Below are 24728 nucleotides of genomic sequence, written 5' to 3' on the forward strand. Positions count from 1 at the left end.
AGCGGGCGGAGAATATCCGCCACTTGGGGTTCGGTATGCGCCGAGCTTTCTTATCGTTAAGATAAATGTCAATAAAACAAGTGTAGTTGACTATGTTTCCGGCTGACTCGTTTCGTCCATCCCATCGTAAGGCGCGTCAGATCGCGCTGGTTTTTTTGTTGCTTGCGACGGTGTCGTCGAGTTTTTTCCTCTCCCGTAATCTGCTTATCAAGCACAACGGCCTGGAGTCGGAGCAACTGTTGCAGGCGTTTGAAAGCGCTTTGCTTACCGCCATTGATAAATATGTCTATTTCCCCGCTATCCTGACGGCGGACCCGCGCTTTCAGCGGATGCTGCGTCGTAATGAGCGTGATGATGAAATTTCCGAGCTGCTGAACCGCTTCAATCAAGCGGCGGGTTCCGATGAGATATTCATCATGAACGCCGAGGGGCTGACCCTGGCTTCCAGTAACTATCGCGACGTCACCAGCTTTGTCGGTCACTCCTACGCGTTTCGCCCTTATTACGCTGACGCCGTGGCGGGGCGCACCGGGTTCTATTATGCGGTTGGCGTCACCACTGGCAAGGCGGGGCTGTTTATCTCTGCGCCGATACGAGACAACACTGGACGAATACTCGGCGTCACTGTCGTCAAACTGGACCTGACGCCGCAACAGGAGAGCTGGGCTGCAACCGGCAACCGGATATTCCTGAGCGGACCCAATGACATTATCTTTCTTGCATCCGATCCTGCTGTGTTATATCGCTCACTGAAACCGTTAGAAGAGCCTGTGATGGCGGAGCTTAAGGCCACCAAGCAATACGGCTCTGCTGAATCGAAACCCTTGCTGGCGGAGGTGGATGCCTGGTCTGAAGCCCCGATTGTCGAAGTCGACAGCGTTCGCCTGTTGCTGTTTTCCCGTCAGGTGGTCGGACAGCCCTGGCGGATGCATCGGGCTTTGCCGGTAGTGGATGTGAACACCATGGCGGCTCTGATCTCCGCTACGTGCGGCGGCGCCGTGTTGCTGCTGATTGTCCTCGCCCTGTATTACCGCGAAGCGCGACAAAAACGCCGTACGGAGCACCGGCTCTTGAAAGTCATCGAAGAGAGCGATGCGCATCAACGGGCCATTATTCAAAACACGGACGCGGGGTTAATGACGCTGAATGAACGCTTTGAAATACGTGAGGTTAACCAGAAAGCCGCTGAACTTTTCGGCGTGGAAACGCATGGGCAAGGCGTGTCCCTGGACCCATTGCGTCTGGTCACGCCCTGGATCAGCACGCCTGACGGGGTGGTCAGGGAAGCGGAAGGCGGTCGCCCTGACGGCGCCTCGTTCCCGATTCTATATTGCGTCAGTCTGATTCGCACAGGACCCGACCGGGAGTATTTGTTGACCGTACATGACGTTAGCGAGCTGAAGGCGGCGCAGGCGTCTTTGCTGCAAGCTAATGAAGAGCTTGAGGCTAGGGTGGAAGAGCGTACTTTGGCGTTGCGGGAGACCCAGGAAGCCTTGATGCAGGAGCGCAAACTGGCTGCGATGGGGCGTATGTCCGCAGCCATTGCTCATGAGCTGAATCAGCCGCTGACGGCGCTGGTCAGTTATGTCGCCATGGGGCGCCTGTATCTGGCGCAGGAACAAAAAGATAAAAGCGCCGCAACCTTGGATAAAATGGATGCGTTGGTGCAACGTATCGCCAGGATCTCCTCCCAGCTTAAGTCGTTTGCTGGGATACGCTCCGTCGATTTGCGGCCGACTGTTTTGCAGGCGGTCATGCGGTATGTAGGAGAGGTGCTGGAGCATAAGCTCAACCAGCAACGGTCTATCCTTCGTACGCAGATTCCTGAGGGGCTTCAGGCCATTGCGGATCAGCATATGCTGGAGCAAGTGATGATCAACCTGCTCGACAACGCCATTGCTGCGGTGAAGTCCGCCGTACAGCCCGATATTTTTGTTAAGGCGGAGCGCCGCGGCGATAAAGTTATGATATCCGTTTGCGACAACGGCGAAGGGATGGACGAAGAACGTTTGCAACACCTGTTCGATCCGTTCTTCACCACCAAGACAGGGAGTGAGGGGTTGGGCCTGGGATTGGCGATCAGTTATAACCTGCTGCAGGACATGCGCGGAGAGATAACCGTTACCAGTACACCGGGTGAAGGCAGCGAATTCACCCTTAGCTTACCGGCTGTAATTCATTATGACTAAATTGGTTTATATCATCGACGACGATAGCTCTGTCAGGGAGGCGCTGGAAGAGTGGCTGGCGCTGGCGGGCCTGGAAACCAAGGCATGGGCGTCTGCGGAAGCAGCCTTGCAGACCATTGATGAGAACTTCGCCGGCGTGGTGGTGTCAGACGTCAAGATGCCCGGCCTGGATGGCATGGCGCTGCTGCAGAAAATGCCGAAAAATATTCCTGTGCTGCTGATCACGGGCCATGGCGACATCGCCATGGCGGTGGAGGCAATGAAACAGGGCGCCTATGACTTTATCGAGAAGCCGTTTCAGCCTACGCATCTGGTGGACGCAATCAAGCGCGCCTGCCGGCAGCGTTCTTTGCTATTGGAAAATCAGCGCCTACGCAAGGCGTTGGAGTCGCAGCAGGGGCTGGAATCAATTCTTATCGGGGACTCGCCGGGTATCAAACGACTGCGTCGGCATGTCCATGAGCTGGCGCAATTGGACGTGGACGTGCTGATCCATGGTGAAACCGGCGTAGGCAAAGAGCTGGTGGCTCGATGCCTACATGACTTCGGTAAGCGCGCGAAACATCCTTTTGTCGCTCTGAATGTGGCGGCGATTCCGGAAAATCTGTTTGAAAGTGAACTGTTTGGGCATACCGCCGGGGCCTTCACTGGGGCGCAGAAAGCTCAGGCGGGTAAGTTCGAATACGCCAACAAGGGCACGCTGTTCCTGGATGAAGTGGAAAGTATGCCGCTGCATTTTCAGGTGAAGGTGCTGCGCGCCTTGCAGGAGCGGGAAGTCGTTCGACTCGGCTCGCATCAGGCGGTAGCGCTGGATGTGCGTGTGGTGGCGGCGACAAAAGAGGATCTGAAAAAAGCCGGGGATGAAGGCCGCTTTCGCAGCGACCTTTATTACCGCTTGATGGTGGCGGAGTTGCGCATTCCTCCGCTACGGGAGCGACGCGAAGACATTGCGCTGCTGTTCGCTCACTTTTTGAAACTGGCGGCGCAAAAACATGATAAAGAAGCCCCCGAGCTGCGCGGCGATGACTGGGTCGCCCTCGAAGGCCATAACTGGCCGGGCAACGTGCGGGAACTCAAGAATCTGGCGGAGCGCTATCTTTTACGCAGCCAGTTTAGCGACGAATCCATCCGGGAGGTGCTCTCCGGCGAAAAGCTGGACACGTCCAGCCCGTCGGATCAATCCCTGGCGTCTCGTGTCGCGGAATATGAAAAAGCGGTTATCAGCGCGGAACTGACCGCTAAAAAAGGCAATATCAATCAGGTGATGGAAGAACTGGACCTGCCCCGCCGCACGCTGAATCAGAAGATGCAGCGCTATGGATTGCGGCGGGAGGATTTTTTGGGTGGTTAATTGTGGGCGGCTAAATCAGTCGACGATCTCCACCCACGCTTTACGCCACTCCTGTGGCGCAAAGTCGTCTGGCCAGTACTCAATCTGTTTGACGATCAAGCCCTCACTAACAGTACTGAAGGTGAGGGCGCGTCCTTTAGTCACTCCATCCGTGACGGTCACATCCGTCACCACCTGCTCGCCTTCGCACAGGATGTGGTTAAGCGTAAAACGCCACTCGGCCTGCGCGGGATAATTGGCGTTGATCAGAACAAAGTTCTCACGCCCTCGAATGACTTCACCAGACTGCGGCCAATGGCAGACATAATCCTCCGACAGCATCTCGCTGGCCTTATGGAAGTCATTGGTTTGCATGAGTTCCCAGTATTTTCTAACTACGGATTTTGTGTTCATGGTAAATAATTAGGCTCTGCTTCCTTATCTAAATACGTCGGAATAATCCATGATAGGGGAATGAAGGTAGAAGCTCTGCAACAAGCACTTATTAGCCGATAATCCAAAAGCGCGTTATCAACATGGCGTTACTTGCAGGGCGGCGCCTAACGCCTCGCTAACGGCATTCAGAATAAGCGTCGTTATCTGCGCCCTGTTGAGGGTAATGTCCATAAGGAACCCAAATACCATGCTGATGTAAGCGATATATCCGGTTCCCATATAGTCGTTGTAGAGGATAGTGTAAAACCAGTCCTGCCCTACAAGGTAAATAGTGGAGCTGATGATCGTTGAGATGATTATCAATATTCCCGGGACGGCGAGCTGTATATTCGCTTGGGGCTTGACCAGAGAAATGAGCAGTACGGCAAGGAAGGCGACTAAGTTTGTGCCGAGAAATATTCGTAAGTCCGCTTTGAGCGCCTCCGTAATATCTATGTACTTCTCTTTTATGATGCTCTCCAGCCTTCCTTGTGCGCTTTCTAACGAGGATATTCGGCTAAGAAAGTCGTTTGTGATGGACTGGGATAACCTCTTTTTCTTTTCGCAGTCATACCCGCACATGGAGGCTATGACACTGGCGATTTTGTCTGGCAGGTTGTTTTTGAGATCTTCAAGCATCTGCCGTTCTTCCATACTTAGCGACTTGGCGAGAGTTTCGGCTTTTTCTCTCAGCGATGACGTTTTGCTGTGCTGAAACTTTTCACGGATTTCCTTTTCAATCTGCCCTTGGACAAAGCTCTTTGCTGAACGTTCCAATGTGTCTGTGGCAACGAATGTAATGGCGAATAAAAAGCCAAATAATATGGCCCCAGTAACGCCAACTGATCTTAGGAATAACGTCATATCAGTTCTCCTGGGGAAACGGGATCGATGGTGGGCTCTTTTTCTGAGCAAGTATAATTAGGAAACAAGCCGTGGCCACTAACAGTCCGAGGGTTAGGTTAAACAAGATAAACACACCGGCCCCAAAAACCAGGGAGGCGCCGGCATATACTGGACTTTCTTTTCTCCGTCTCGCTAGGAACGCACAGAATATGGCGGCGAGGGCGCATGAAAATGCTATGCCGTGATTGATCTGCACGGCTAACTCTTCGGTAAGCGAAAAGCCGCCAGTGATAAAAGCAGGCTCTGCGACAGGGGGCGCGATAGAGATTGCCGACAATATATGGGCGTAGAACTGTGCAAAGAAAGTCACATACTGATCGTTGGTAGACCAATAGTATTGGGTGACTCCCAGCAGAAGTAGGCCTAGCGCGGCGAGAATAACGCCTGTTCCCGCTATCCTGCTGTGTCTCTTTGACGGCATAAATTATCAATTCTCAATCATTCATCGTGGCCACAGCGGATTGTGTGGAGCTGTCTTCCCTGACTGTCGTTGGGGAGTAATGAAAACTGCGATCAGTGTACCTTAAGGGGCGGTGTTTTTGCAGCGGCTAAAATAGAGTCTATCTGCGCATAGATTTGCGCACTAGCTTTTCCTGCAGGGAATTGAAATGGTCGCAAGCGCGGGGTAAGCGTCCATTGCGCACAGCTTTCCAGAACATCCCAAGAATACTGAACTACCGCAATAGGTGCATGTCCTCCACCACCAGGGCGACCACTTCCAGGCACATTTGGAGGATCTCCGCTGTCTGATCTTCGAGCCAAGTCTCTTTTTGTTCCATAAAGAATTGATAGCAAATGCTCTCGTCATACATGACGTGAAACAGGGAGCTGATCACTACCAATTAACTAGTTGGATTATGTAACGAAGTAGTTATGACTTCGCTTTAAGCTCACGAATAAGGGCTATAGCAATTTGTTATTGATGGTGATGAAATCTTGTTGGCGGAACGGATATAGTGACTGCTTTGATACTTCTAAGTCTCTTATCAGGGGGCTGGCACGGTGAACCCAGTCGATTTAATCGTTCAGCACAAAAAGGCCATCGCGCAGATGTTATTTCTGACAACGAGGGCGGCCTGAAACGCCCAAGGGGTAACCCAAAGGCGTTTTCAGTAATGGTCGCTGGAATAAATTTAGCTCTTTTTGCCTTGGCTGGAGTGCTTAGTCTCCATCTCCGCAGCCTGCTCCATTAACTTAAACATTTCCTCTTCTGTTGTGGCTTCGTTCATTTTCTTGTAGAGCTTATCCATCTCCGATTTAGGAGCCGTCTGGTCTGAATAACTAAGTCGGCGCATATCAGCCAGTTCTTTACTATATTCCTCCCACTCAGCGTCTTGCTCTGGAGTTGTCCATTTCAACGGTTTCACAGAGTGTGCTAGCTTCGCCTCTGGATGGCGTGACTTTATTTCGTTTAGTGCTTGGTTCGCGGACGACGATAACTCAATTTTTGCACTTGAAATGACGTTGCTCACCAGCTCATAAAGCGGTTTTGGAGAGACCATTGCATCTTTTTTTGATAGCTCTCCCGGTTCATACTGCAAAAGATGGAAGCAAAAATAGACTGCAATCTCATGATCCACAGGAAAGGCGAACATGACTTTCCGGTTACCGCCATCAATTACGGGAGTTATTTCAAAGGTTGCGGCAGGAACAGGAAGGTTTTTGACTACCCGCCATCCAACAGGCGCATCAAACCGACTACGGCCGTGAGTAATCAATGCCCCATAGTCAACAGTCAACTTATCTAAAAGGAATTGCTGAAAATTATCAGGATTGAATAACGAGAGCTCACTTTGGACAGGGACAACTTTTAAGATAGAAATAGTTGTATCTATTTGTGCGGCATAGCCAGTGAATATTGGTCCGCGAAAGGACCAACATCGCCTTAATGGTATTATACTGTACAGCCCCTTATAGCAGGCTGTTTCATCAATATTCTTAGGGACCTCTTCATATAGTCCGCTATCGAATATATTATATTCCCTTGCTGGATAGATAACCTCCTCGTGAGGACCATCAGGAAGATGGTCATTCATCGACACGCTAATTTTTGTTCCAGATAGCACAAGCTCTATGCGTTCAGCCTTGGAGAAATCAGGGCCAATTGGAGCGCATGGCCGTCTTTTTCTGAGTTTCAATGTCAATAAACTCATGATTTAAAACCTTTTAATGATAAGCCTCACTGTTGTCTCTTGAAAAAGGATGTCATTTTTTCAAGTAAAGGCTTACTAATCTCTTCCACTGCTGACTCTGTGTCCGGCCACTCGGAAACAGAGTTCATGTTAGCAATTAGGGTGGGTATTGTCACTCCAGCGCCAGCCCCTACCGCCGCGACAACAACGGAAACTCCAGCAAAACAAGCTGCCGCTGCTCCGCCAAAAGCTGCCCCAATTTTAATAAGGTTCTTCCAGCCCCCGATAGTATTCCAACAATCTGAGCCAAAGTTAAATAATCCGTAAACATCTTCATTCTTCAGACGATTCAAGCTCGTTCCTATCCCTAAGGTGAGATCAGCGGCAGCTAGCTCCATCAATACATCATGTTTACTACTTACATATTTCTGATTAAGTGTCATCCCAAGATCTTGACTTAAAGTATATGCGCTGCCTGGGTTTGTCGTAGGGCGACTTAAAAAAATTGTCTGTGATTTAAGAGAGTGTCCTTTGTCTCTCACAATGCGCATTGCTTGTGTCAAATAACCGGAACCCCCGCCATGGGATATCCAGGCAACTTGCATATTTGCCTTCTCAGCATTAATCATGGCCTCGGCCAGAAGATATGAGGTTTCCAGCAAATTCTCCGAGGTTTCAGCATTCCGCGCTTCTTTTAGGTTATAACAACCACCTATGGTCATTGCGCCTGGTGTGTAAAGCATGTTGAAACCAAGAGAGTCTATTTTTGACTCCTTATATGGACTTGCTTTGATATGAGCGGCAGCAAGCTTAGCAGCTTTTTCCGGAGTTCTGCATGGAGCTGCAACATTGGCGATGACATAATCAACAGCATTCTCAGACTGAGGGTTAACCAGCCCGGGTTTTGTGTTAATACTTCGCTTGTTAATCTCTATTTTTTCATCTTTAAGTAATCTTACAACCCACTCTTTATTTTCCTTATGTACAAAATGGAGCCCTGGCTTTTCATACTGGTCTTGCAGTAAGAAATAATCGAGACTGACATCCATTTGCATAATAAAGTATGCACTGTGAAGCTCTTTTACTGTGGCGTTAAAGCCTGGGAGCTTTAGATAAAAGGTTTCAACCCCTCCCGGAAAAACTTGCTTCTTTACATAGACATGATCGTGCCCGAGTTTACCTGAGGTCAGGCGCTGCAGTTCTTTCATCACTGTAGTTGCCCAATAGTTCCCTTTTTGGGATGCACTTTCCAGCGCCTTATATTTTATGGCTACAGGACCGCAGGCATACACTTGCTTCCCGGTTTCAGGCAGACCAATTCGAATAAAATTAGAGGAGGCTTGACTCATGATTAATCCCTAAAAATTCCTTGTGTCACATTGAATGCAAACTTTCAGCCCAATAGATTCCCATTCCAAGTAACAGGTGGGATATCCAACGGTGGCAAACCGGGGCGGCTTAGTGTGGCGGCGAATGATATTGAGTTGTGCGCAATGAAAATTGCTTATAGTTGAAACAAAAGTTAACAAAGCCGACTCCCCTACACAAAGCTCCAGAGGGGTTATGCCATGTGGTCTACGGGGGAGTCCTTGGGTAATTATTACTGTTGAATCATCAGTCCTGATAAATCTGGCGGTGGAAGCGCGCCATCTCTCCCAGAGGCATTCCTTCCCATTGAATTGGCGTGCCCTCCCAATGAAAGGCTGCTTCCGCCATTTCCCTGATTAAGGAAACGCTTGTTAGGGGTTTACCGGCGGCGATACCGGCTGCGGCTTGCCTTAACAATTCGATTTTTTTCGGACTTTTCGACTGCTGTTGAAGGAAATACGCGGACAATAGGAAACGCTCCCGCCACATTTCCCGCTGAGCCTCAAAGCGCTCCTCAATCAACGCCTCGCTGGTGGAGTGTTCTCTGGTCCACTCGGGCCTTATCCATGAATGAGCCAGCTGGCGTATATCCTTGGCGAAGCCCGACTGATCAGCGGGCAGTTATCCAGGGGCTTCCAGAGCATCCACTATCTCCTCACAGTTCATTGAGTCCGGCGACGACCACTTCCCTCCACGTGATTGATCATCCAAAGCAGCTCTGGAGCGGGAGGACTGTATGCGCCGCGGTTGTATAGGAGAAAGTGTCGGACCAACGCCTTGAGCTCTGCGCTTGGGAGCATTCCGAAATTCAGATAGCGCTTACCGTTTTCAATATGCCTATCCAGAATATTTCTGTCAGGGAATATCAAAAGACCGCCCTTGGAGAGTCTCATATCTTGCCTTAGACGAGCGCTCCAGACTTTCTATTTCCCCTCATGAAATAACACCAGTGAAATGTAAAACGCGCCAAGTGAATCGAACGGAGATACATAGCATTCGCGCGCTTCCACTTTCTCGGCATCCTTTGCTGCTCCGCCTACGCGGCGGCGCTGCAAAGCCTTAATGATTGCATCAAGATGCAATCTGTCAGGTTCTGGAAGCCACTTTCTCGCCGCCACGAAATGAGCAAGATCGGCCTCGTTGGCGTACGCTTGATTGTCCGGCTGCAGCCAAGCCTGTATAGCTCACTCACGTACTTTGAGAACGGGGTCTATGGTTAACAAAGCGGCGCAATCCCGCCATGGCGCCTCAAGCCGAAGGAGGGCGTCGACATGAAGGGCGCAAGCGCCTTCGGGCATTTGAGCGCTAAGGTGGGAGAGGACGTGAAACAGGTCCCATTTGGACTTACATTGATTGTCGTGAATGATGGCGCGCATGGCCTGCGCTAGTGACTCCACCGTTTACAGGCCAATTAACGGGAGCAGCTCGCTACTGTCGATTTCATTTATTTGAACCAGAACCGGTAGAGGTTGGATCTATTTTGACAAGATTAATGTGTCAAGAAAAAACACGAACACCAATGCGACGCTGCGCAACGCTTTAATTACGCGGCGTCTAGGGGATTTAAAAGGTGACGGAGCGCTCGTTCATGGGATACAGCTTGCCTTTATCGATAATGGCGATGCGTGTAGTAGTAACGGAGAAAGCGCCTTGATAGCCGGTAACCTGAACCTTGGGAAAGCTCTGCTTCATGGCGTCTTTCAGACGGCTGGCCCATGGCGCCATTTTTCCTTCGTAACCGCCGCCGCAGGCGCAAACGTGCAGGTTGACAAAGGTGCTAGGCAACCCTTCTTTGGTCAGCGTGGAGGTGAGCTGTTCCGGCGTGTAACTTTTCCACTCACCGCCCTCCCAGGTGTCATTGCTGTTAACGTTAACTCTTTTCTGTTTGTTATTGCCCATGTTGCGCTCCGCGCCAATGGTCTTGGCGTCGGCGGCTCCCGTACCGTGAGTAACGACGTAGAGCGTGTCGTCCTTGGTGAGTTTGCTGAGACATTTGTCGATCCAGCGATACATCGCTTTGCCTTTTCCTGAAACGCACTTGTTAGCCAGTATCTGGTTGACTGGAATGCCCAGCGCTTTCGCGAATCTCTCCGCGAATTCGCTCATTTCGTCACTGTTTACAGGAATATAGATGTATTCACTTGCCATGGTGTTAGCCTTCTTGTTGATGATCGTGTCGCCGATCAGAGTTGCTGATAGATTTTCATGACTCTGAAAGCGCCTACTCATGAGGAAGGCCGTCGGTTGAAATAAGGAAAGATTGTGCAAATTCTAAAGGCGCTTACTGCTTCTGTTTCGTCAGCTCCTTTCTGCGTCTTTCGTAGTCGTCATAACTCTCATTCGCCTGCTTCATACAGGCTTCGTATTGCGATTGCTCAATGTATTTTTCGCACTGTTGCCTTTGGTTTTCCCGTACGGCGTAATAAGCCTGCTCAGTCGTGCAGGCCTGGGTAAGCAGTGCGGCGCCCGCGATGAGAAGCAGTTGCGGTGTTCTATACATTTTTTTCTCCCTGTATTTATCCATCACCTGATCAAGTCTGTCGTTGGTGATCTCCGGGTTGGCCTGTTGCAGGCAGGGTAAGAGTACGGACTTATTCATGCGTTCTCTGGCTTTTGTGGGCGTTTGGGATCGTTTTTAAGCATGGGCGCTTCCGCAGCCAGGGTCGGTAATGTGAAAAGGCAAAGTGTGAACGCCAGGATGTGTTGGTTCGACATAGGAAAGCTACTCTCGTTCAACGTTTTATTACAACCTTTAGGCGCTGATGATGTTCAGGGCTTTCAAAGCATAAAGCCACATTCATTGGTCGATAAGCAAAATTTTGCCTATAAAGTTTTAGTGATAAGCCAAAATTAGCTTATGGCGCTTTTTGTATTTTGGTTGGCTTCTTTATAAATCAGTAAGTTGTGTGAAGGTGGTAAGCGGCATGACCTTTGCGAAGTATTTGAACGCCTGTGACTTAAAAAATAAAACTTTGAGGTATTCAGTATGAATCGGTATATCCGACTAATCTCTCTCACCCTTTCCGTTCTATCCTTTTCTGTGTTCTCTTCCGGCCTGCGCGCCGCCGAAGAGAAAAATTACATCATGGCGACCGCCAGCACAGGAGGCACGTACTATCCTGTTGGCGTCGCAATCGCCACACTGACGAAAGTAAAGCTGCAGCCAACCCACAAAATCGGCATCTCCGCCATCAGCTCCGCAGGGTCTGCGGAAAACATCAAGTTGATGCGTGATAACGAAGCGCAGTTCTCCATTCTGCAGGGGCTTTTCGGCAAATACGCGTGGGAAGGCTCCGGCGTGTTCGCCAATGAAGGCAAGCAACGCAACATCCGCTCCATCACCATGTTGTGGCAGAACGTCGAGCATTTCGTATTGGACAACAAATACGTCAAAACCGGCACCATCAGCGATCTGGTCAACGCCAAGGGGGAACGTCTGGCTCTGGGCTCCAAGAACTCGGGAACTATTGAGTCCAACCGCACCATTCTCGCCAACTTCGGCCTGGATCTGGATAAAGACTTTGATCTCTTGTACGCCGGTTATGGCCCCAGCAGTCAGGCGCTGCAAGACGGTAAAGTGGTGGGCGTTGGGACGCCGGCAGGCGTTCCAGTAGGCGCTGTGATAAACGCTTTCGCGCAACGTTCCGATATCACCTTGCTGTCCTTCACGCCAGAGCAAATCCAACAGGCGGATAATGGCTTCGATTTGTGGACGCCTTTCACCGTGAAAGCTGGCGTCTACCCCGGCGTGAATAAAGATATCGTCACTATCGCTCAGCCTAACTTCCTGTCAGTGCGTGACGACATCGATGAGGAAACCGTTTATCTCCTGACCAAGGCGATTTATGAAAACCTCCCTTTCCTCAACAGCATCCATAAAGCCACCAGCGATATGGCGCTGGAAAAGGCGATCGCCGGCCTGCCGATTCCATTGCATCCTGGCGCGATTCGCTACTACAAAGAGCAGGGACTGAATATTCCCGACCGGCTGATGAAATAACAGCCTCCATACCTGAGTCACAACGGGGGATGCGTCCCCCGCTTACTTTGGAGATTTGTAATGAGTCAGTCTGCGACGGAGTGGAGTCAGCTCCGTGACAGCCGCGTATTTTTTTATGCGGCCGTCGTTGTATCCCTTATCCATATCGTTATCAACATGACCGGCTGGATCAGCGGTTTTTGGCCTAATGTCATTCACTTCATCGGTTTCGCCTGGCTATGCGTGGGCTGGTATGTCAGCAAAGACGCATCAAGGAAGCTAAAGATATTCAATTATGTTCTGGCTGCGGCGACCACTGCAGCGACACTGTGGCTGTTTTTCAGCGAGGACATGATTTATGAGCGAGGCCTCCATTTGACTTGGGCGGACTGGGTGGCCGGTTGTATGGTGGTGTTGGCGTCTCTGGAGTTGACCCGGCGTATGGCGGGCTGGCTGATTCCCACGTTGATTATTATCGCTCTGGGTTATGTCGCATGGTGGGGGCAGTACCTTCCCGGCGTATTTCGCTTTAGTGGGCTGAGTCTCGAAACCATCATGTTTCGCAGTCTTTTCGGCGATGACGGCATGTTTGGAAGCATCGCCACGATTTCTTCCAGTTTTGTGATGATGTTTATCTTGTTCGGGGCCTTCCTGGTGCGGTCCGGGGCGGGGGATTTCATTATTGATCTGGCCAAACGCTCTGCAGGAAAAATGCACGGCGGCCCCGGGCTTATCGCTGTCATTTCCTCTGGATTAACTGGCACGATTTCCGGTTCTGCAGTGGCTAACACCGCTTCTACTGGCGTCATCACGATTCCTTTGATGAAGAAGGCGGGCTATTCGCCGCGTTTTTCCGCCGGGGTTGAAGCCGCCGCTTCTACCGGAGGGCAACTTATGCCTCCGATTATGGGCGCTGGCGCGTTTGTCATGGCCAACTACACCCAGATTCCCTATACAGACATTGTTGTCGTGTCGTTTCTGCCGGCGTTGCTGTATTTCCTGACGATTGCCGCATTTGTGCGGCTCCAGGCGAAGAAAGAAGGGTTGAAGCCTATTGAGGAAGGCAGCCCGGAACCGCTGTCAGTGTTGATGAAACGGGGAGGATACTCATTTCTTGCGCCAATTATCCTGTTGATCGGTCTACTGATATGGGGACTGAGTCCTACCTATGCGGCGGGGTTCGCGATCCTGGCGGTGATTGCGTCGTCCTGGCTGACGTCCAACCGCATGGGCTTCACGGCGGTTTGCGACGCGCTGGCTTTAGGCGCCAAGAATATGGTGATGACGGCGTTGCTGCTGATCAGCGTGGGACTGCTTGTAAACGTGGTGGCCACGACCGGAATCGGCAACACTTTTTCGTTCATGATTGTGCAATGGGCGGGCGGACAGCTGTGGATTGCTATCTTGTTGATCGCTCTGGCCTCGCTGGTATTGGGGATGGGTCTGCCAGTGACGGCGGCCTATATCATGGTGGCGACCATCGCCGCCCCGGCGTTGCAACAACTGATTCTGCAAAACCAGTTAGTGGATTTGCTGGTAGCCGGACAATTGCCGGAGACTGCGCGAGTGACGTTGCAGTTCATGGCGGGGGTGACGGACGTCGATCTCAGTCAGCCGATTCCTTACGATCAGGCCGCCGCGCTGGTGGGAGGCATCAGCCGGGATATCCTGCCGACGCTGCTGGATGTTGCGATTGCGCCGGAAATGATTACCCTGGCGCTGTTATCCGCGCACATGATCATCTTCTGGTTGTCTCAGGACAGTAACGTCACGCCGCCAGTCTGCCTGACCGCTTTCACGGCGGCGGCCATCGCCAAAACATCTCCGATGTCAGCCGGGCTGTCCGCCTGGAGCCTGGCGAAAGCCTTGTATATCGTTCCGTTCCTGTTCGCCTACACGCCGTTTCTTAGCGGCGACTGGGGCGAGGCGTTGCAGATATTCGTGTTCTCCGCATTTGGCTTGTATGCGTTCGCCGCCGTGTTTGTAGGGTGGCTGGGGCAGGCGTTGAACCCCGTCATGCGTCTACTGGTCTGTGTAGCCGCTCTGTTGTTGCTCTGGCCGCTACCGTTGTGGTGGCATCTTGGCGGTCTGGGCATGTTGATCGCGTTACGTTTACTGAACCGTTCGCGCACCTCACCTGGAGATGCGTCGGGTCTTCAGACGCAATAGTCCCTAAGCCTTCTAAGTCGCAAGGAAAGGCATCCGCCACTTTCACACCAAGCCATGGACGGCTTCAGTTCTCCGGCGCCGGAGTGTCTTCCGTTTCAACGCTTTTACTCTTTTTCACGACGCTGTATTCTCGACCGATTCAATTTGTATGAGAGCGGCCGCCTGACACGGCTGCTTTGCATAAAATATGGCGTCTACACTCTCCTCCAATGTGAGGCGCGACAACCTCAAGGGAAGCTCATATGTCCAGAACAACCATCAGCACGGGCGAAATTCAGTTTAAATCCAAAGATGCCGGCGACAAGAAGGCGACGCCAGCCAATCAACCCTGTCACATCGTGGTGTTGGGGGACTTCAGCGGCCGCGGACATCGTGGCGCGCATGAACCGGAGACGCTGGCGAAACGCAAAGTGATTGAGGTGGATCGGGATAATTATGATGACGTCTTCGAGCAGTTGAAGGTGGAGTTGGATATTCCGGTTATTGATGACGTCATTCGTTTTCGTGAGCTGGATGATATGCACCCGGATTACATCTATGACCGCACCGCGCTGTTTGAGAAGTTCAAAAGTCTGAAGCGTCGCCTCAAAAGTAACGATACCTTCCAGGCGGCGGCGGATGAAATCCGTGGTTGGAGCGGCTCCGCTCCGCAAGCGGAAAGGCCTGTTAAGGAGTCCAAGCCATCTAGTGAAGGCCTGTCCAGCGACAGCGGTTCTTTGCTGGAAAGCCTGCTGGATAGCGCATCCGGCGTTCAGCGCTCCAGTAATGCGTTTGATGTGCGCACTCTGGTGCAGGAGATCATTGCGCCCTACGTGAGCCAGGGGCCGGACCCGCGCCAACAGGAAATGCTGGAGGCTGTGGACCAGGCCGCCAGCGACTTGATGCGCAAAATCATGCATCACAGCGCTTTTCATGCCTTGGAAGCGAGCTGGCGTGGGCTGTATCTGTTGGTGCGCAGGCTGGAGACGGACGCAAACCTGCGCGTTTTCATCGTTGATGCAACGCGTCAAGAGCTGATAGCCGACGCGAACGCAGCGGAATCCATCGACGAAACCGGACTGTACAAGTTGCTGGTGGAGAAGCGCAGCGCCAGCGGCGCCACGCCATTCAGCATGATCCTTGCTGATTACGCCTTCGGGCCGGAAACGGAAACACTGAACTTTCTGTCCACTCTGGCGGGGTCCGCTCATGTTGTCGGAGCGGCGGCGTTGACTGGTGGGTCCGCAACCTTGGCGGGGTGCGGCGATCTGGCGGTGACGCCTGATCCGGATGACTGGGAGGGCGTCGTTGACGCGGAATTCTCCGAACAATGGAAATCGATGAGGGAGCAGGTTAGCGCCGGCAGCCTGGCGATGGTGGCCCCGCGTGTATTGCTGCGCATGCCATACGGCAAGCGCACGTCCCGCACAGAGCGCTTTGATTTTGAAGAGCTGCCGGAGCGCAATCGGCACTCCTTCTACCTATGGGGCAACGGCGCTTGGTTAGCGGTGATGCTTTTGGCGCAACACTATACGGATTTCGGCTGGAAATTTGCGCCGGGTAGGAAGCAGCAGGTAGATCGCCTGCCTTTGCATGTTTATAGCGAAGATGGCGAATCCGTTGTGACGCCTTGCGCGGAGATCAACATCACTGATTCGGCAGTGAGAGCATTGAGCCAGGCCGGACTCATGGCGGTGCGCTCCATTGTGGGTAAGGATAGCGTATTGATTCCGAACTTCCGCTCGATCTCAGCGGTAAATCCCGACCTGAACGGTCCCTGGAACGAGTGAGTAGATAATAGCCCGACGGCAGGAAGGGAACTCATATTCCCTTCGTGCCGTGTCGACAAATTTTGGGGTGAGTAGTAGGCAGTGGTATGAAAATAAGGGTATTGAGCGATCTTCATCTGGAGTTTGAGGATTTTGCGCTCGATGTCGACGACGCGGACGTGCTGGTCCTGGCTGGGGATATCCATGTCGGCGACAAAGGTGTGCGTTGGGCCTTGGAGCAGACTCCGGCGAAGCCGATAATTTATGTACTGGGAAATCATGAATACTACCGGCATATCTACCCGAAACTGGCGCGAAAGTTACGAGAGATGACACAGGGAACGCATGTCTATGTGCTGGAGAATGAGTCCGTGGCGCTGGGCGACGTCGTCTTTTTCGGATGTACACTGTGGACGGACTTTGAGTTGCTTGGCGATCCCCGTGTGGCGGGATTTGAATGTCAGCAGGTGATGAGCGATTTTCGTAAGATCCGCAGAGAGCCTGGTTACTCCAAAATGCGCTCACTGGATCTGGCGGTGATTCATTCTCGCTCGTTGCACTGGCTAAAAGGCGCGTTCGCTCTTTGCGACGAGACGCATCCAGGCTGCCGGCGCGTTGTCGTCACTCATCATGCGCCCAGTGGCCACTCCCTGCCGCTGCATAGGAAAAACCATATTATCAGCTCAGCGTATGCTTCCAATCTGGAGCCGGTGGTGGAATCCTTGCAGCCAAATCTGTGGATACACGGCCATTTGCACAACAGCAGTGATTATCAGGTAGGGGCAACCCGGGTTGTCTGCAATCCCCGAGGCTATCCCGGGGAACGCAATCTGGACTTTGATCCGGCTTTCACTGTCAGCATTTAATAGTAATTTTTTTAGCAAATTGACGAGCGCCATATACCTGCTTGATTAATAGTGAGGACGATTTTGTTGTGAATATTGATGTAGTTAATTACGACTCTCAGTATGCCGTGGCGGTGGCTGATTTGTTTCATGGGGCGGTGCATGGCGTCGATTCGCAGATGTACACGGCTGCGCAAAAGGAAGCATGGGCGCCGACGCCCCCTGATTATGATAAATGGAAAGCCAGGCTGGATATCAAAAAGCCGTTTTTGGCGATAAGCGATGGGCGCTTGCTTGGTTTTATCGAATTGGAGGCTGATGGCCATATTGACTGCCTGTATACCCATGCTGAGTTTCAGCGGCGTGGGGTGGCTGCACAGCTCTATCAGCGACTGGAGAAGGAGGCGGTTGACGCAGGGATAACGCGCCTTTATGTAGAAGCATCAAGGGCTGCGCGCTCCTTTTTTGAGTCAAAAGGCTTTGTAACGACGCAACTTAATGAAATACAACGCAACGGTCAGATACTGGTTAATTTCACAATGGAAAAGAAGTTAACAAAACGCTAGCACATTTGGTTTTTTTATATCCATTTGATCTTATCGTCGTTATTTACAGAGTAAATCCTTTACTAAACTGTAAATAATGGCGCCGCATAAATAATGCTACTTGGATTTTGCGCCCAAACGGACGAGAACAGCCCGCATATTTATTCACGCCAGAACAACATATCCGTCGCAGCCCGAAGTCATGCGCAGTGAAGCGCCAAGTGGCGAGTCGGCGGGAAGTATCCTCAGAGGGGGGAGTGGACATGGCGGAAGCACCCGTATCATCGTCAGATAAGACCCGTTTAGGGGACCTGTTGCTTGAACGGAATATCATCACCCAGGAGCAACTGGAAAAGGCGATGTCTTTGCAGAAGACATCCCACAAAAAGCTGGGTGAGATCCTTGTCGAACAACATTTGGTGTCAGACCGGCAAATACGGCGCACTCTTAAGATTCAACGTAACTTACGACGCACCGTACTGACATCTGTTTTAACTTTGTCGCCGTTATTCCTGGCGGGGTGCGGGGGCGCGACGCCGGCTAACGCCGCGCCAAAGTCTCAGGCTTCAGCGGAAAGCTCCATCACCGTTTCAGAAACGGAACTGAGCGGCGATACGGTGCTGGATTCATCTTACACCTCCACCAAAGGCGGTAAAGGCGGGACCAAAGGAGGAGGCGGAAGGTGGGGGGATGGCTCCAACAACAGCACTACTGACACCTCCACGGACACTTCCGGGACCACGACAACCACTCAAGATCCCTTTAGTCCCACCACTAATAACTCTGACTCTACTCAATCGTCAGATCCGTTTAGTCCTTCTGACACGACTGACACCAGCCAGTCTAGCGACACCAGTCAGACTACGGACCCCTTTAGTCCTACAACGGATACGACTGCATCGAGTAGCGATCAGACGACTGACTCCGGCCAGACGGATACGGGCGACACGACGTTGGCCCCAGATACGTCCACACAGGACCCGACGACTGACCAGACCCAGTCAGATGACGTGAACATCATTATTTCCTTACCGCCAGCCTCGCAATCCGCCGCGGTAGGCTCCTCTGTCACCTTGAACGTCAGCGCCAGCGGCAGTAATACGCTCTATTATCAATGGCGTAAAAATGGCCAGAACATTCCTGATGCGGTCACCTCCAGCTATACCATTACCAATGTGAGCGAAGCGGACGCCGGTAATTATGACGTCATGATTGGCAATGAGAGCGGCGTAGTGATTAGTGATGCGGCGACGCTGGATGTCGTGATCGATCGCACTGCCTTGTTGAGTTGGACGCCGCCGGCGACCCGCGAAGACGGCAGCGTGCTCGCGGCATCGGAAATTCAACTTTATCGTATTTATCATCTGTCTGAAGACGGTTCCGTGGAAACGGTATATGAAGCGGCGCCGGATGAAATCAGCTTCTCCTTCGACAACTTGCCTGTCGGCACCCATTACTTTGCCGTTTCGGCAGTGGATGTGAATGGGCTGGAAAGTGACACGTCCGATATTGTGACGAAAAAAGTGTTATAAAAAACAAGGGCGGAGACTCCGCCCTTGTTTGCTTCCTTCCGATAACTCAGTAAGCTGGCGCGCTTTCGTAGAGAATGCCTTTTTCGGCGGCCTGGGTTTTAACCGTTGAGTAGATTTTATAGTCCAGGGTTTCTTCTTCCGCGCCGCTGTCCTTTAAGCGCTGCTCGATAAACGCCTGACGCTGACGTGACAGTTCCGCAATTTGGGTGCGCAGGGCTTCGCGTTTTTCCGCTGCTTCCTTGATGACTTTCACCTGCTCCTCTTTTTCCATGGCTTGTAAAGGCTCGGGAAGGGCTGCTGGCGCGACAGTCTCCAGATCGACGCGGCCGCTGCTGATGTCATCGACCAACTCGCTTTCCGCCAGGAAGTTACCTTCACCGGCGGCTGAAGCGTTAAATGCGGCGCGTTTAGCCAAAGCGGCGTCGGAGCTGACAGCGTTCAACTTGTCTGTCGCTGCGCTTTTGGCGGCGAGCGCTTTACGCTTTTCTTCCGTACCGTAGAACATCCGGGTGTTGTCCATTTCTTTGGACAAGGACGCTAACTGTTCATCAAATGGAGTGGCGACTGCAACGGCCTGGCCGGATTGTTCCACCTGGAAGAAAGAGCCCTGGTTCAACTGCGCAATGCGACGCCACTCCGTTTGTGTGAAAGGATCGCCTCCGGCCTGGATTGTATTGACGACAATGCCTTTACTCAGTGCGTCTTTTAATGTTTGTGGATATTGCTGTTCGTCCTGATAGTCCATATGCGGGGGCGCGTCGCCGACCAGAAAAATGACTCGGTAACTGTCTTTGTCCTGGCTCCAGGAAATTTTATGTACGGCGTCGAACAACGCCTGGTTGACGCTCTCAGGACCATCGCCGCCGCCTTCAGCCTGGTAATCCATCAATGTCGCGTACATAGAGTCCAGATCAGGGGAAAGGTCGGTGACGCGGGTGATATAGCTGTCTCCGCGATCTCTGAACGCCACCAGTCCCATTTTGATTTCCGGAGCGGGTTGCGCTGAGGCCATGGTGTTGGCGATGGACCAGATATTTTCTTTCGCCGCCTGAATCAAACCACTCATGCTGCTGGTGGTGTCCAGGGCGAATACTACTTCTATCTTGGCGCGCTTCTCACTGATCGTGGCGATCGAGTTTGCCGTCGTGAGCGGGTGGGTAACCTGGTTGACGGCAGGCTTCGCAATAGCGAGGTTCTGCAGCGTAGGATAAAAGGCGACCACGCCGGCGGTGGCTGCAAACAGAGTGAAGGCGAGCAGTTTCGATTTCATGGTTTAGGTCCTCCAATAAGTGAATGAGCCGAGGTCAGGAATGTCTGGACAGCCGACGCAGGGCGGCGTCCGCGTTGCGATAGGCGCGCTCGAAATCCTCGTTGCTGATGGGCGTTTCACCGCGTGTTGACGCAGACAGCTTGCGAGGGATGTAAACAAACGCCGCTTGTACGAGAAAAAAGGTCCACAAAGCCAGGAACAGGCTGTGGGAATGTAGCGCGGCGGCCAGGGACGCGAGCAGGGCGGCGCCATTGAGGAGCGCGTCCATCGCGGCGGCGACCAGGCTGTCATGGATATACAAACAGCGCGTCAGCCAGATGGCGGCGGTTTGCGTCGTCAGCCAGACCCAAATACCAGGATTAAGTAAGAACAGAGCGGCGGTCGCTGCCATCCAGGCGGCGAAAACGACGAGACGTCCGGTGCGGGCGCGGCTATCGCGCAACAGGATCACCACATAGGTCAGACCCAGCGCGGAAATGAGCAGCTTGAGTCCGAAGCCTTCGCCAACCAGCGGCGCGAAAAGTACCAGCGCCAGGGCGCCGAATATACTGAGCGCCAGCGCAATGGCTGCGCCGCGCCAAAAAGTGGTCTTGCTCATGACGCCCTCCGTTTTTGCTGCTCGCGCAGCATCGCCAGGTCAATGTCTTCCTCGGTAATGCTGACGTCTTTGTTGTCCCAGGCCTTGGGCTCGACGCTGTGATCCGTCTCAAACAAAGCGGCTTTCTGTCGCATACTTTCAAGCCGGCGGCGCTGATCGCAAAGCGTAGAGGTTTGAGCGGTGATCGCGTCAGTCAGTTGACTGGCCTGCTGTCGGAATTGGGTTAGCAGCAACTCGCCTTCCAGTTTGCGACGAAGCAGGTTGCGGGCGAGTTTTTCGTTCTGCGCCTCAAAACAAAGGTCCAATTGCCCTTCAAGTCCGCCCAGAGATTTCTCCACTTCTTTAACGCGACCATTAACCTGTTGTATCTCAAACTCTTTCGTTTGCAGTCGACGCGCGTTTTGCGATACTTCTTCTTCCATTTCCCGAATCGCCTGACGCAGCAGGGCGTCGGGCTCTTCCAGGCGGTCCAGCACGGCGTGCATATCCGCTTTGAATAAACGAGTCAGTCTGGTGATCAGCGCCATGTTCGTCTCCTTTCAGGGTGTTCGTTGATGTGGTTACAGTCTAAAAAGGAGTGTGCAGGCGTCGTAGACAGGCTTTTGTAAAACCTGCGCCGTTCTGTTTACAAAGAATTTACATGGTGCGCTGGCGCTTGTTGTTAGACTCGTTTGTAACTACATTCCTATCGCGAGAATGTTCTTTTCGGTACTTGTTGAGGTGGAGATGCAACGCAAAGCGCGCATTCTGATAGTGGAGGACGAAACGGCGATTCGCACCGGTCTGGTGGATGTCTTCGTTTACCATGGCTATGAAGTGGATTTCGCCGTGGATGGCGACGAGGGGCTGAATAAGTCGCTGAATGGCGCCTATGATCTGATCCTGCTAGATGTGATGCTGCCGGGAACAAACGGCTACGAGATCTGCGAAGCCGTGCGCCTCAAGGACCGTGACCAACCGATTATCATGCTGACCGCCAAGTCTTCCGACGAAGATGTCATCCATGGCTTGTCGCTGGGAGCTGATGACTACGTCGCCAAACCTTTTTCCGTGGCGCAACTGGTGTTGCGCGTGCAGGCGGTGCTGCGGCGCTCTCGCTCCACGACGCTTGATGACGCTCATATGCGTCTGATGGGCGGCCTGGAGGTCGACACGTTGAACCTGAGCTGTCAGCACAAAGGGGAAGATGTTGCGTTTACGCGCAGGGAGATGGATGTCCTGCAATACCTGCATGAACACAATGAGCGTCCGGTATCGCGTGAGGAGCTACTGAATAAAGTCTGGGGCTACGCGCGGGACTTGGACATAGAAACCCGCACTGTGGATATCCATATCGCCAAGCTGCGCCGTAAGATTGAAGACGATCCCAAGCAACCGCAACGCTTGGTGACTGTTCGCGGCGGCGGCTATCGCCTGATGACGGAATCCTGATGGCCGCCTCGCTGCGACATGGTCTGACGCCCGGACGTCTGCGTCTGTTTCTGGCGGTTCTGTTTCTTGCCTTGCTTATCCCTTTCACTGTATTGGTGTGGCAGACCCAGCAGCAGATCAAATGGGAGGCGTTTCACCAGTACCGCTTGCTGGCGGAAGAGTTATCCCAGCGTATCGATTCAGAGTTGCAACGCTGGATCGCCGTGGAAGAAGCGCATTCATACGCCGACTATCAGTTTCTGGTTTTAACCGGCGACCCCAATACGTCCAGCTACGTGCAGCGCTCGCCTTTGGCGGCTTTCCCTGTTGAATCCTCTATTCCTGGCTTGCTTGGCTATTTTCAGGTGGATGCGGCAGGCGTGTTCTCTACGCCGGCGACGCCAGAGACGCTGGATAACCCCGAGCGTTGGGGACTGAGCGTCGATGAGCTGACGCAGAGGACGTCTCTACGCGATTCTTTACTGGATATTCTCAGTCAGAATCAACTGGTGCAACGCCGCAGGACGGATGACAAGCCGCTCAATCTGATGGATGAAGGCGCAGGCTTGGCGGATGCGTCGGGAGCATCTTCAAGCAGGTTCAGTTCGTCATACGAATCGGGTCTGGGAAGAATCAACGAGAGCGCCGACAGTACTGTCGATAGCGCTGACGTTACTGGCTATGGCGCACCAAACAGTAGCGATAACGCTGACAGCGACGCAGAGATGGACAGTCTGGCTATGGCTGAGCCCAAACCAACGCTGACGGCGCCCGTCCCCCAGGAGAGAAAAGCCGTATCGGCGCCGGGGCAGGAAGAATACAAATCCAAAGCCCCGCCCTTATATGCGCAGCAGGCGTTTGATAATTTAAACTCGCCAGTATTCGAGCAACGGCAGCGCAGTCAGAGTGATAAGCGCCTGGAAGACCTCAAGCTGCAGAACAGCTTCAAGAAAGAAAGCATCGCAAGCAAGTCGCTCTCGAAATCCGCACCAGCGACGACGCAGACAGCCAACCGCGTGTCACGGATAGAGCAGACTGCGCTGTTGGAAGACGTGGAGTCCGAGGCGGCCCCAGGAGAGCCTGCCGTCGCGGCGCCAAAAGTCAAAATATTCGAAAGTGAAGTCGACCCCTTGGAACTGGCCTTGTTGGACAGTGGTCAGTTTGTGTTGTTCAGGAAAGTCTGGCGTGATGGTCAGCGGATTATTCAAGGAGCGATCATCGAGCAGAACGCCTTTATCGAAGGCGCGATGGCGCAGGCTTTTCAGGGAACGGCGCTGGCGCAGATGAGCAATATGGTGGTGGCGTTTCAGGGGGATATCCTGCAAACGATGTCCGGCGCCGCGGGTCGCGCTTACATGGACCGGAGCGGTGAGTTGAACGGCGAACTATTGCATCAGGTGCGTTTGTCGGCGCCGCTGGGCGACTTTCAATTGTTGTGGACGATTAACCGGCTTCCAGCCGGTCCAGGGGCCAGGGTCGTCATTTGGGCCAGCGTGATTCTTGGCGGCGTGTTGTTGCTGGGCTTTATCATGTTGTACCGGCTTGGCCTGCGGCAGATCAAACTGGCGCGACAGCAGCAGGACTTTGTTTCCGCCGTCAGCCATGAACTGAAAACGCCTCTAACCTCCATCCGCATGTACGGCGAAATGCTGCGGGAAGGCTGGGTTGGCGAAGAGAAAAAGCGGGAGTACTACGACTTCATTCATGACGAGAGTGAACGCCTTTCCCGGCTCATCGCCAACGTGCTGCAACTGGCGAGAATGGAGCGCAACGACCTGAAACTCGAACTCAAACCCGTCGGCGCTCAGGCCCTGATGGATATGGTGCGCTCTAAAATCAGCAGCCAGGTCGAGCGGGCCGGATTTGAATGCAGCTACGAGCTCGATCCTTCCTGCGTGGAAAGAGAGCTGCATGTAGACGCTGACGCCTTCGTACAAGTGATCATCAATCTGGTGGACAACGCCATCAAATTCTCCGCCAAGTCTGAGCGCAAACGTATCGAGATCCACGCGCGGCCGCGGGGAGCGAAGTCAGTCGCCTGGAGCGTGCGGGACTATGGCCCCGGCGTTCAGAAAAGCCAGATGAAAAAAATCTTTCAACTGTTCTACCGTTCCGGCAATGAGCTGACCCGTGAAACCGTCGGCACCGGAATTGGGTTGGCGTTAGTGCGACAGCTGACTCGTGCTATGGGGGGCGAGGTGGATGTGCTGAACCGCACTCCAGGAGCGGAGTTTGAGGTGGTGTTGAGCTAAATCAAAAGGCTGAAGTAAAA

The 24728-nt window shown here is 52.7% G+C and carries 19 protein-coding genes; 10 read left to right on the forward strand and 9 right to left on the reverse strand.

Annotated features, from left to right (window positions below; all coding sequences use genetic code 11):
* The first annotated feature begins 92 nt into the window (after nt 1–92).
* Together AC2IBB_RS05620 and AC2IBB_RS05625 are read left to right on the forward strand one after the other, a co-directional pair.
* Nucleotides 93–2189 (forward strand): ATP-binding protein, encoded by a 2097-nt coding sequence (locus tag AC2IBB_RS05620; protein ID WP_486331921.1) that lies wholly within the window; start codon nt 93–95, stop codon nt 2187–2189.
* On the forward strand, nt 2182–3540 hold the full coding sequence (locus tag AC2IBB_RS05625) for a sigma-54-dependent transcriptional regulator (protein ID WP_486331922.1): 1359 nt from the start codon (nt 2182–2184) through the stop codon (nt 3538–3540). The genes AC2IBB_RS05620 and AC2IBB_RS05625 overlap by 8 nt, the downstream gene beginning before the upstream one ends.
* A 15-nt stretch (nt 3541–3555) precedes the next feature.
* On the opposite strand, the gene AC2IBB_RS05630 is transcribed toward AC2IBB_RS05625, so the two are convergent.
* The 6 genes from AC2IBB_RS05630 to AC2IBB_RS05655 form a co-directional block, all read right to left on the reverse strand.
* Entirely contained in the window at nt 3556–3933 is a 378-nt protein-coding gene (locus AC2IBB_RS05630) for a nuclear transport factor 2 family protein (RefSeq protein ID WP_486331923.1), read from the reverse strand.
* Between the two features lie 117 nt (nt 3934–4050).
* On the reverse strand, nt 4051–4818 hold the full coding sequence (locus AC2IBB_RS05635; protein ID WP_486331924.1) for a hypothetical protein: 768 nt from the start codon (nt 4816–4818) through the stop codon (nt 4051–4053).
* Nucleotides 4819–5993: 1175 nt separating this feature from the next.
* Nucleotides 5994–7013 (reverse strand): hypothetical protein, encoded by a 1020-nt coding sequence (locus AC2IBB_RS05640; RefSeq protein WP_486331925.1) that lies wholly within the window; start codon nt 7011–7013, stop codon nt 5994–5996.
* A gap of 26 nt (nt 7014–7039) precedes the next feature.
* Entirely contained in the window at nt 7040–8341 is a 1302-nt protein-coding gene (locus tag AC2IBB_RS05645) for a hypothetical protein (protein WP_486331926.1), read from the reverse strand.
* Nucleotides 8342–9923: 1582 nt separating this feature from the next.
* Complete coding sequence (locus AC2IBB_RS05650; RefSeq protein WP_486331927.1) at nt 9924–10589, reverse strand: hypothetical protein; 666 nt, start codon at nt 10587–10589, stop codon at nt 9924–9926.
* A 52-nt stretch (nt 10590–10641) separates the two neighbouring features.
* Nucleotides 10642–10959 (reverse strand): hypothetical protein, encoded by a 318-nt coding sequence (locus AC2IBB_RS05655; protein ID WP_486331928.1) that lies wholly within the window; start codon nt 10957–10959, stop codon nt 10642–10644.
* Nucleotides 10960–11346: 387 nt separating this feature from the next.
* Between AC2IBB_RS05655 and AC2IBB_RS05660 the strand changes: the two genes are divergently transcribed.
* From AC2IBB_RS05660 to AC2IBB_RS05685, 6 genes are all read left to right on the forward strand, one after another.
* On the forward strand, nt 11347–12360 hold the full coding sequence (locus AC2IBB_RS05660) for a TAXI family TRAP transporter solute-binding subunit (RefSeq protein WP_486331929.1): 1014 nt from the start codon (nt 11347–11349) through the stop codon (nt 12358–12360).
* A gap of 60 nt (nt 12361–12420) precedes the next feature.
* Nucleotides 12421–14508, forward strand: coding sequence for a TRAP transporter permease (locus tag AC2IBB_RS05665; RefSeq protein ID WP_486331930.1), 2088 nt, complete (start codon nt 12421–12423; stop codon nt 14506–14508).
* Between the two features lie 242 nt (nt 14509–14750).
* Complete coding sequence (locus AC2IBB_RS05670; protein WP_486331931.1) at nt 14751–16277, forward strand: type VI secretion system contractile sheath domain-containing protein; 1527 nt, start codon at nt 14751–14753, stop codon at nt 16275–16277.
* An 86-nt stretch (nt 16278–16363) separates the two neighbouring features.
* On the forward strand, nt 16364–17122 hold the full coding sequence (locus tag AC2IBB_RS05675) for a metallophosphoesterase (RefSeq protein ID WP_486331932.1): 759 nt from the start codon (nt 16364–16366) through the stop codon (nt 17120–17122).
* 68 nt (nt 17123–17190) lie between these two features.
* Entirely contained in the window at nt 17191–17667 is a 477-nt protein-coding gene (locus AC2IBB_RS05680; protein WP_486331933.1) for a GNAT family N-acetyltransferase, read from the forward strand.
* A gap of 242 nt (nt 17668–17909) precedes the next feature.
* Nucleotides 17910–19178 (forward strand): cyclic di-GMP-binding domain-containing protein, MshE-related, encoded by a 1269-nt coding sequence (locus AC2IBB_RS05685; protein ID WP_486331934.1) that lies wholly within the window; start codon nt 17910–17912, stop codon nt 19176–19178.
* Nucleotides 19179–19224: 46 nt separating this feature from the next.
* On the opposite strand, the gene AC2IBB_RS05690 is transcribed toward AC2IBB_RS05685, so the two are convergent.
* The 3 genes from AC2IBB_RS05690 to AC2IBB_RS05700 are packed head-to-tail and all read right to left on the reverse strand — an operon-like array spanning nt 19225 to nt 21573.
* Nucleotides 19225–20448, reverse strand: coding sequence for a vWA domain-containing protein (locus AC2IBB_RS05690; protein WP_486331935.1), 1224 nt, complete (start codon nt 20446–20448; stop codon nt 19225–19227).
* A gap of 34 nt (nt 20449–20482) precedes the next feature.
* Nucleotides 20483–21046 carry a hypothetical protein gene (locus AC2IBB_RS05695; protein ID WP_486331936.1) on the reverse strand — a complete coding sequence of 188 codons (564 nt, stop codon included), beginning with the start codon at nt 21044–21046 and terminating at the stop codon, nt 20483–20485.
* Nucleotides 21043–21573: a PspA/IM30 family protein gene (locus AC2IBB_RS05700; protein WP_486331937.1), complete on the reverse strand. Its 531-nt coding sequence runs from the start codon at nt 21571–21573 to the stop codon at nt 21043–21045. The genes AC2IBB_RS05695 and AC2IBB_RS05700 overlap by 4 nt, the downstream gene beginning before the upstream one ends.
* A 199-nt stretch (nt 21574–21772) precedes the next feature.
* Between AC2IBB_RS05700 and AC2IBB_RS05705 the strand changes: the two genes are divergently transcribed.
* Together AC2IBB_RS05705 and AC2IBB_RS05710 are read left to right on the forward strand one after the other, a co-directional pair.
* Nucleotides 21773–22477, forward strand: coding sequence for a response regulator transcription factor (locus tag AC2IBB_RS05705; RefSeq protein ID WP_486331938.1), 705 nt, complete (start codon nt 21773–21775; stop codon nt 22475–22477).
* The gene (locus AC2IBB_RS05710) at nt 22477–24708 is read left to right on the forward strand and encodes a sensor histidine kinase (RefSeq protein ID WP_486331939.1); all 2232 of its coding nucleotides are present in this window, start codon (nt 22477–22479) and stop codon (nt 24706–24708) included. Before AC2IBB_RS05705 ends, AC2IBB_RS05710 begins: the two co-directional genes overlap by 1 nt.
* Nucleotides 24709–24728: the final 20 nt, after the last annotated feature.

This window comes from Hahella sp. NS-SX17 (assembly GCF_057367735.1).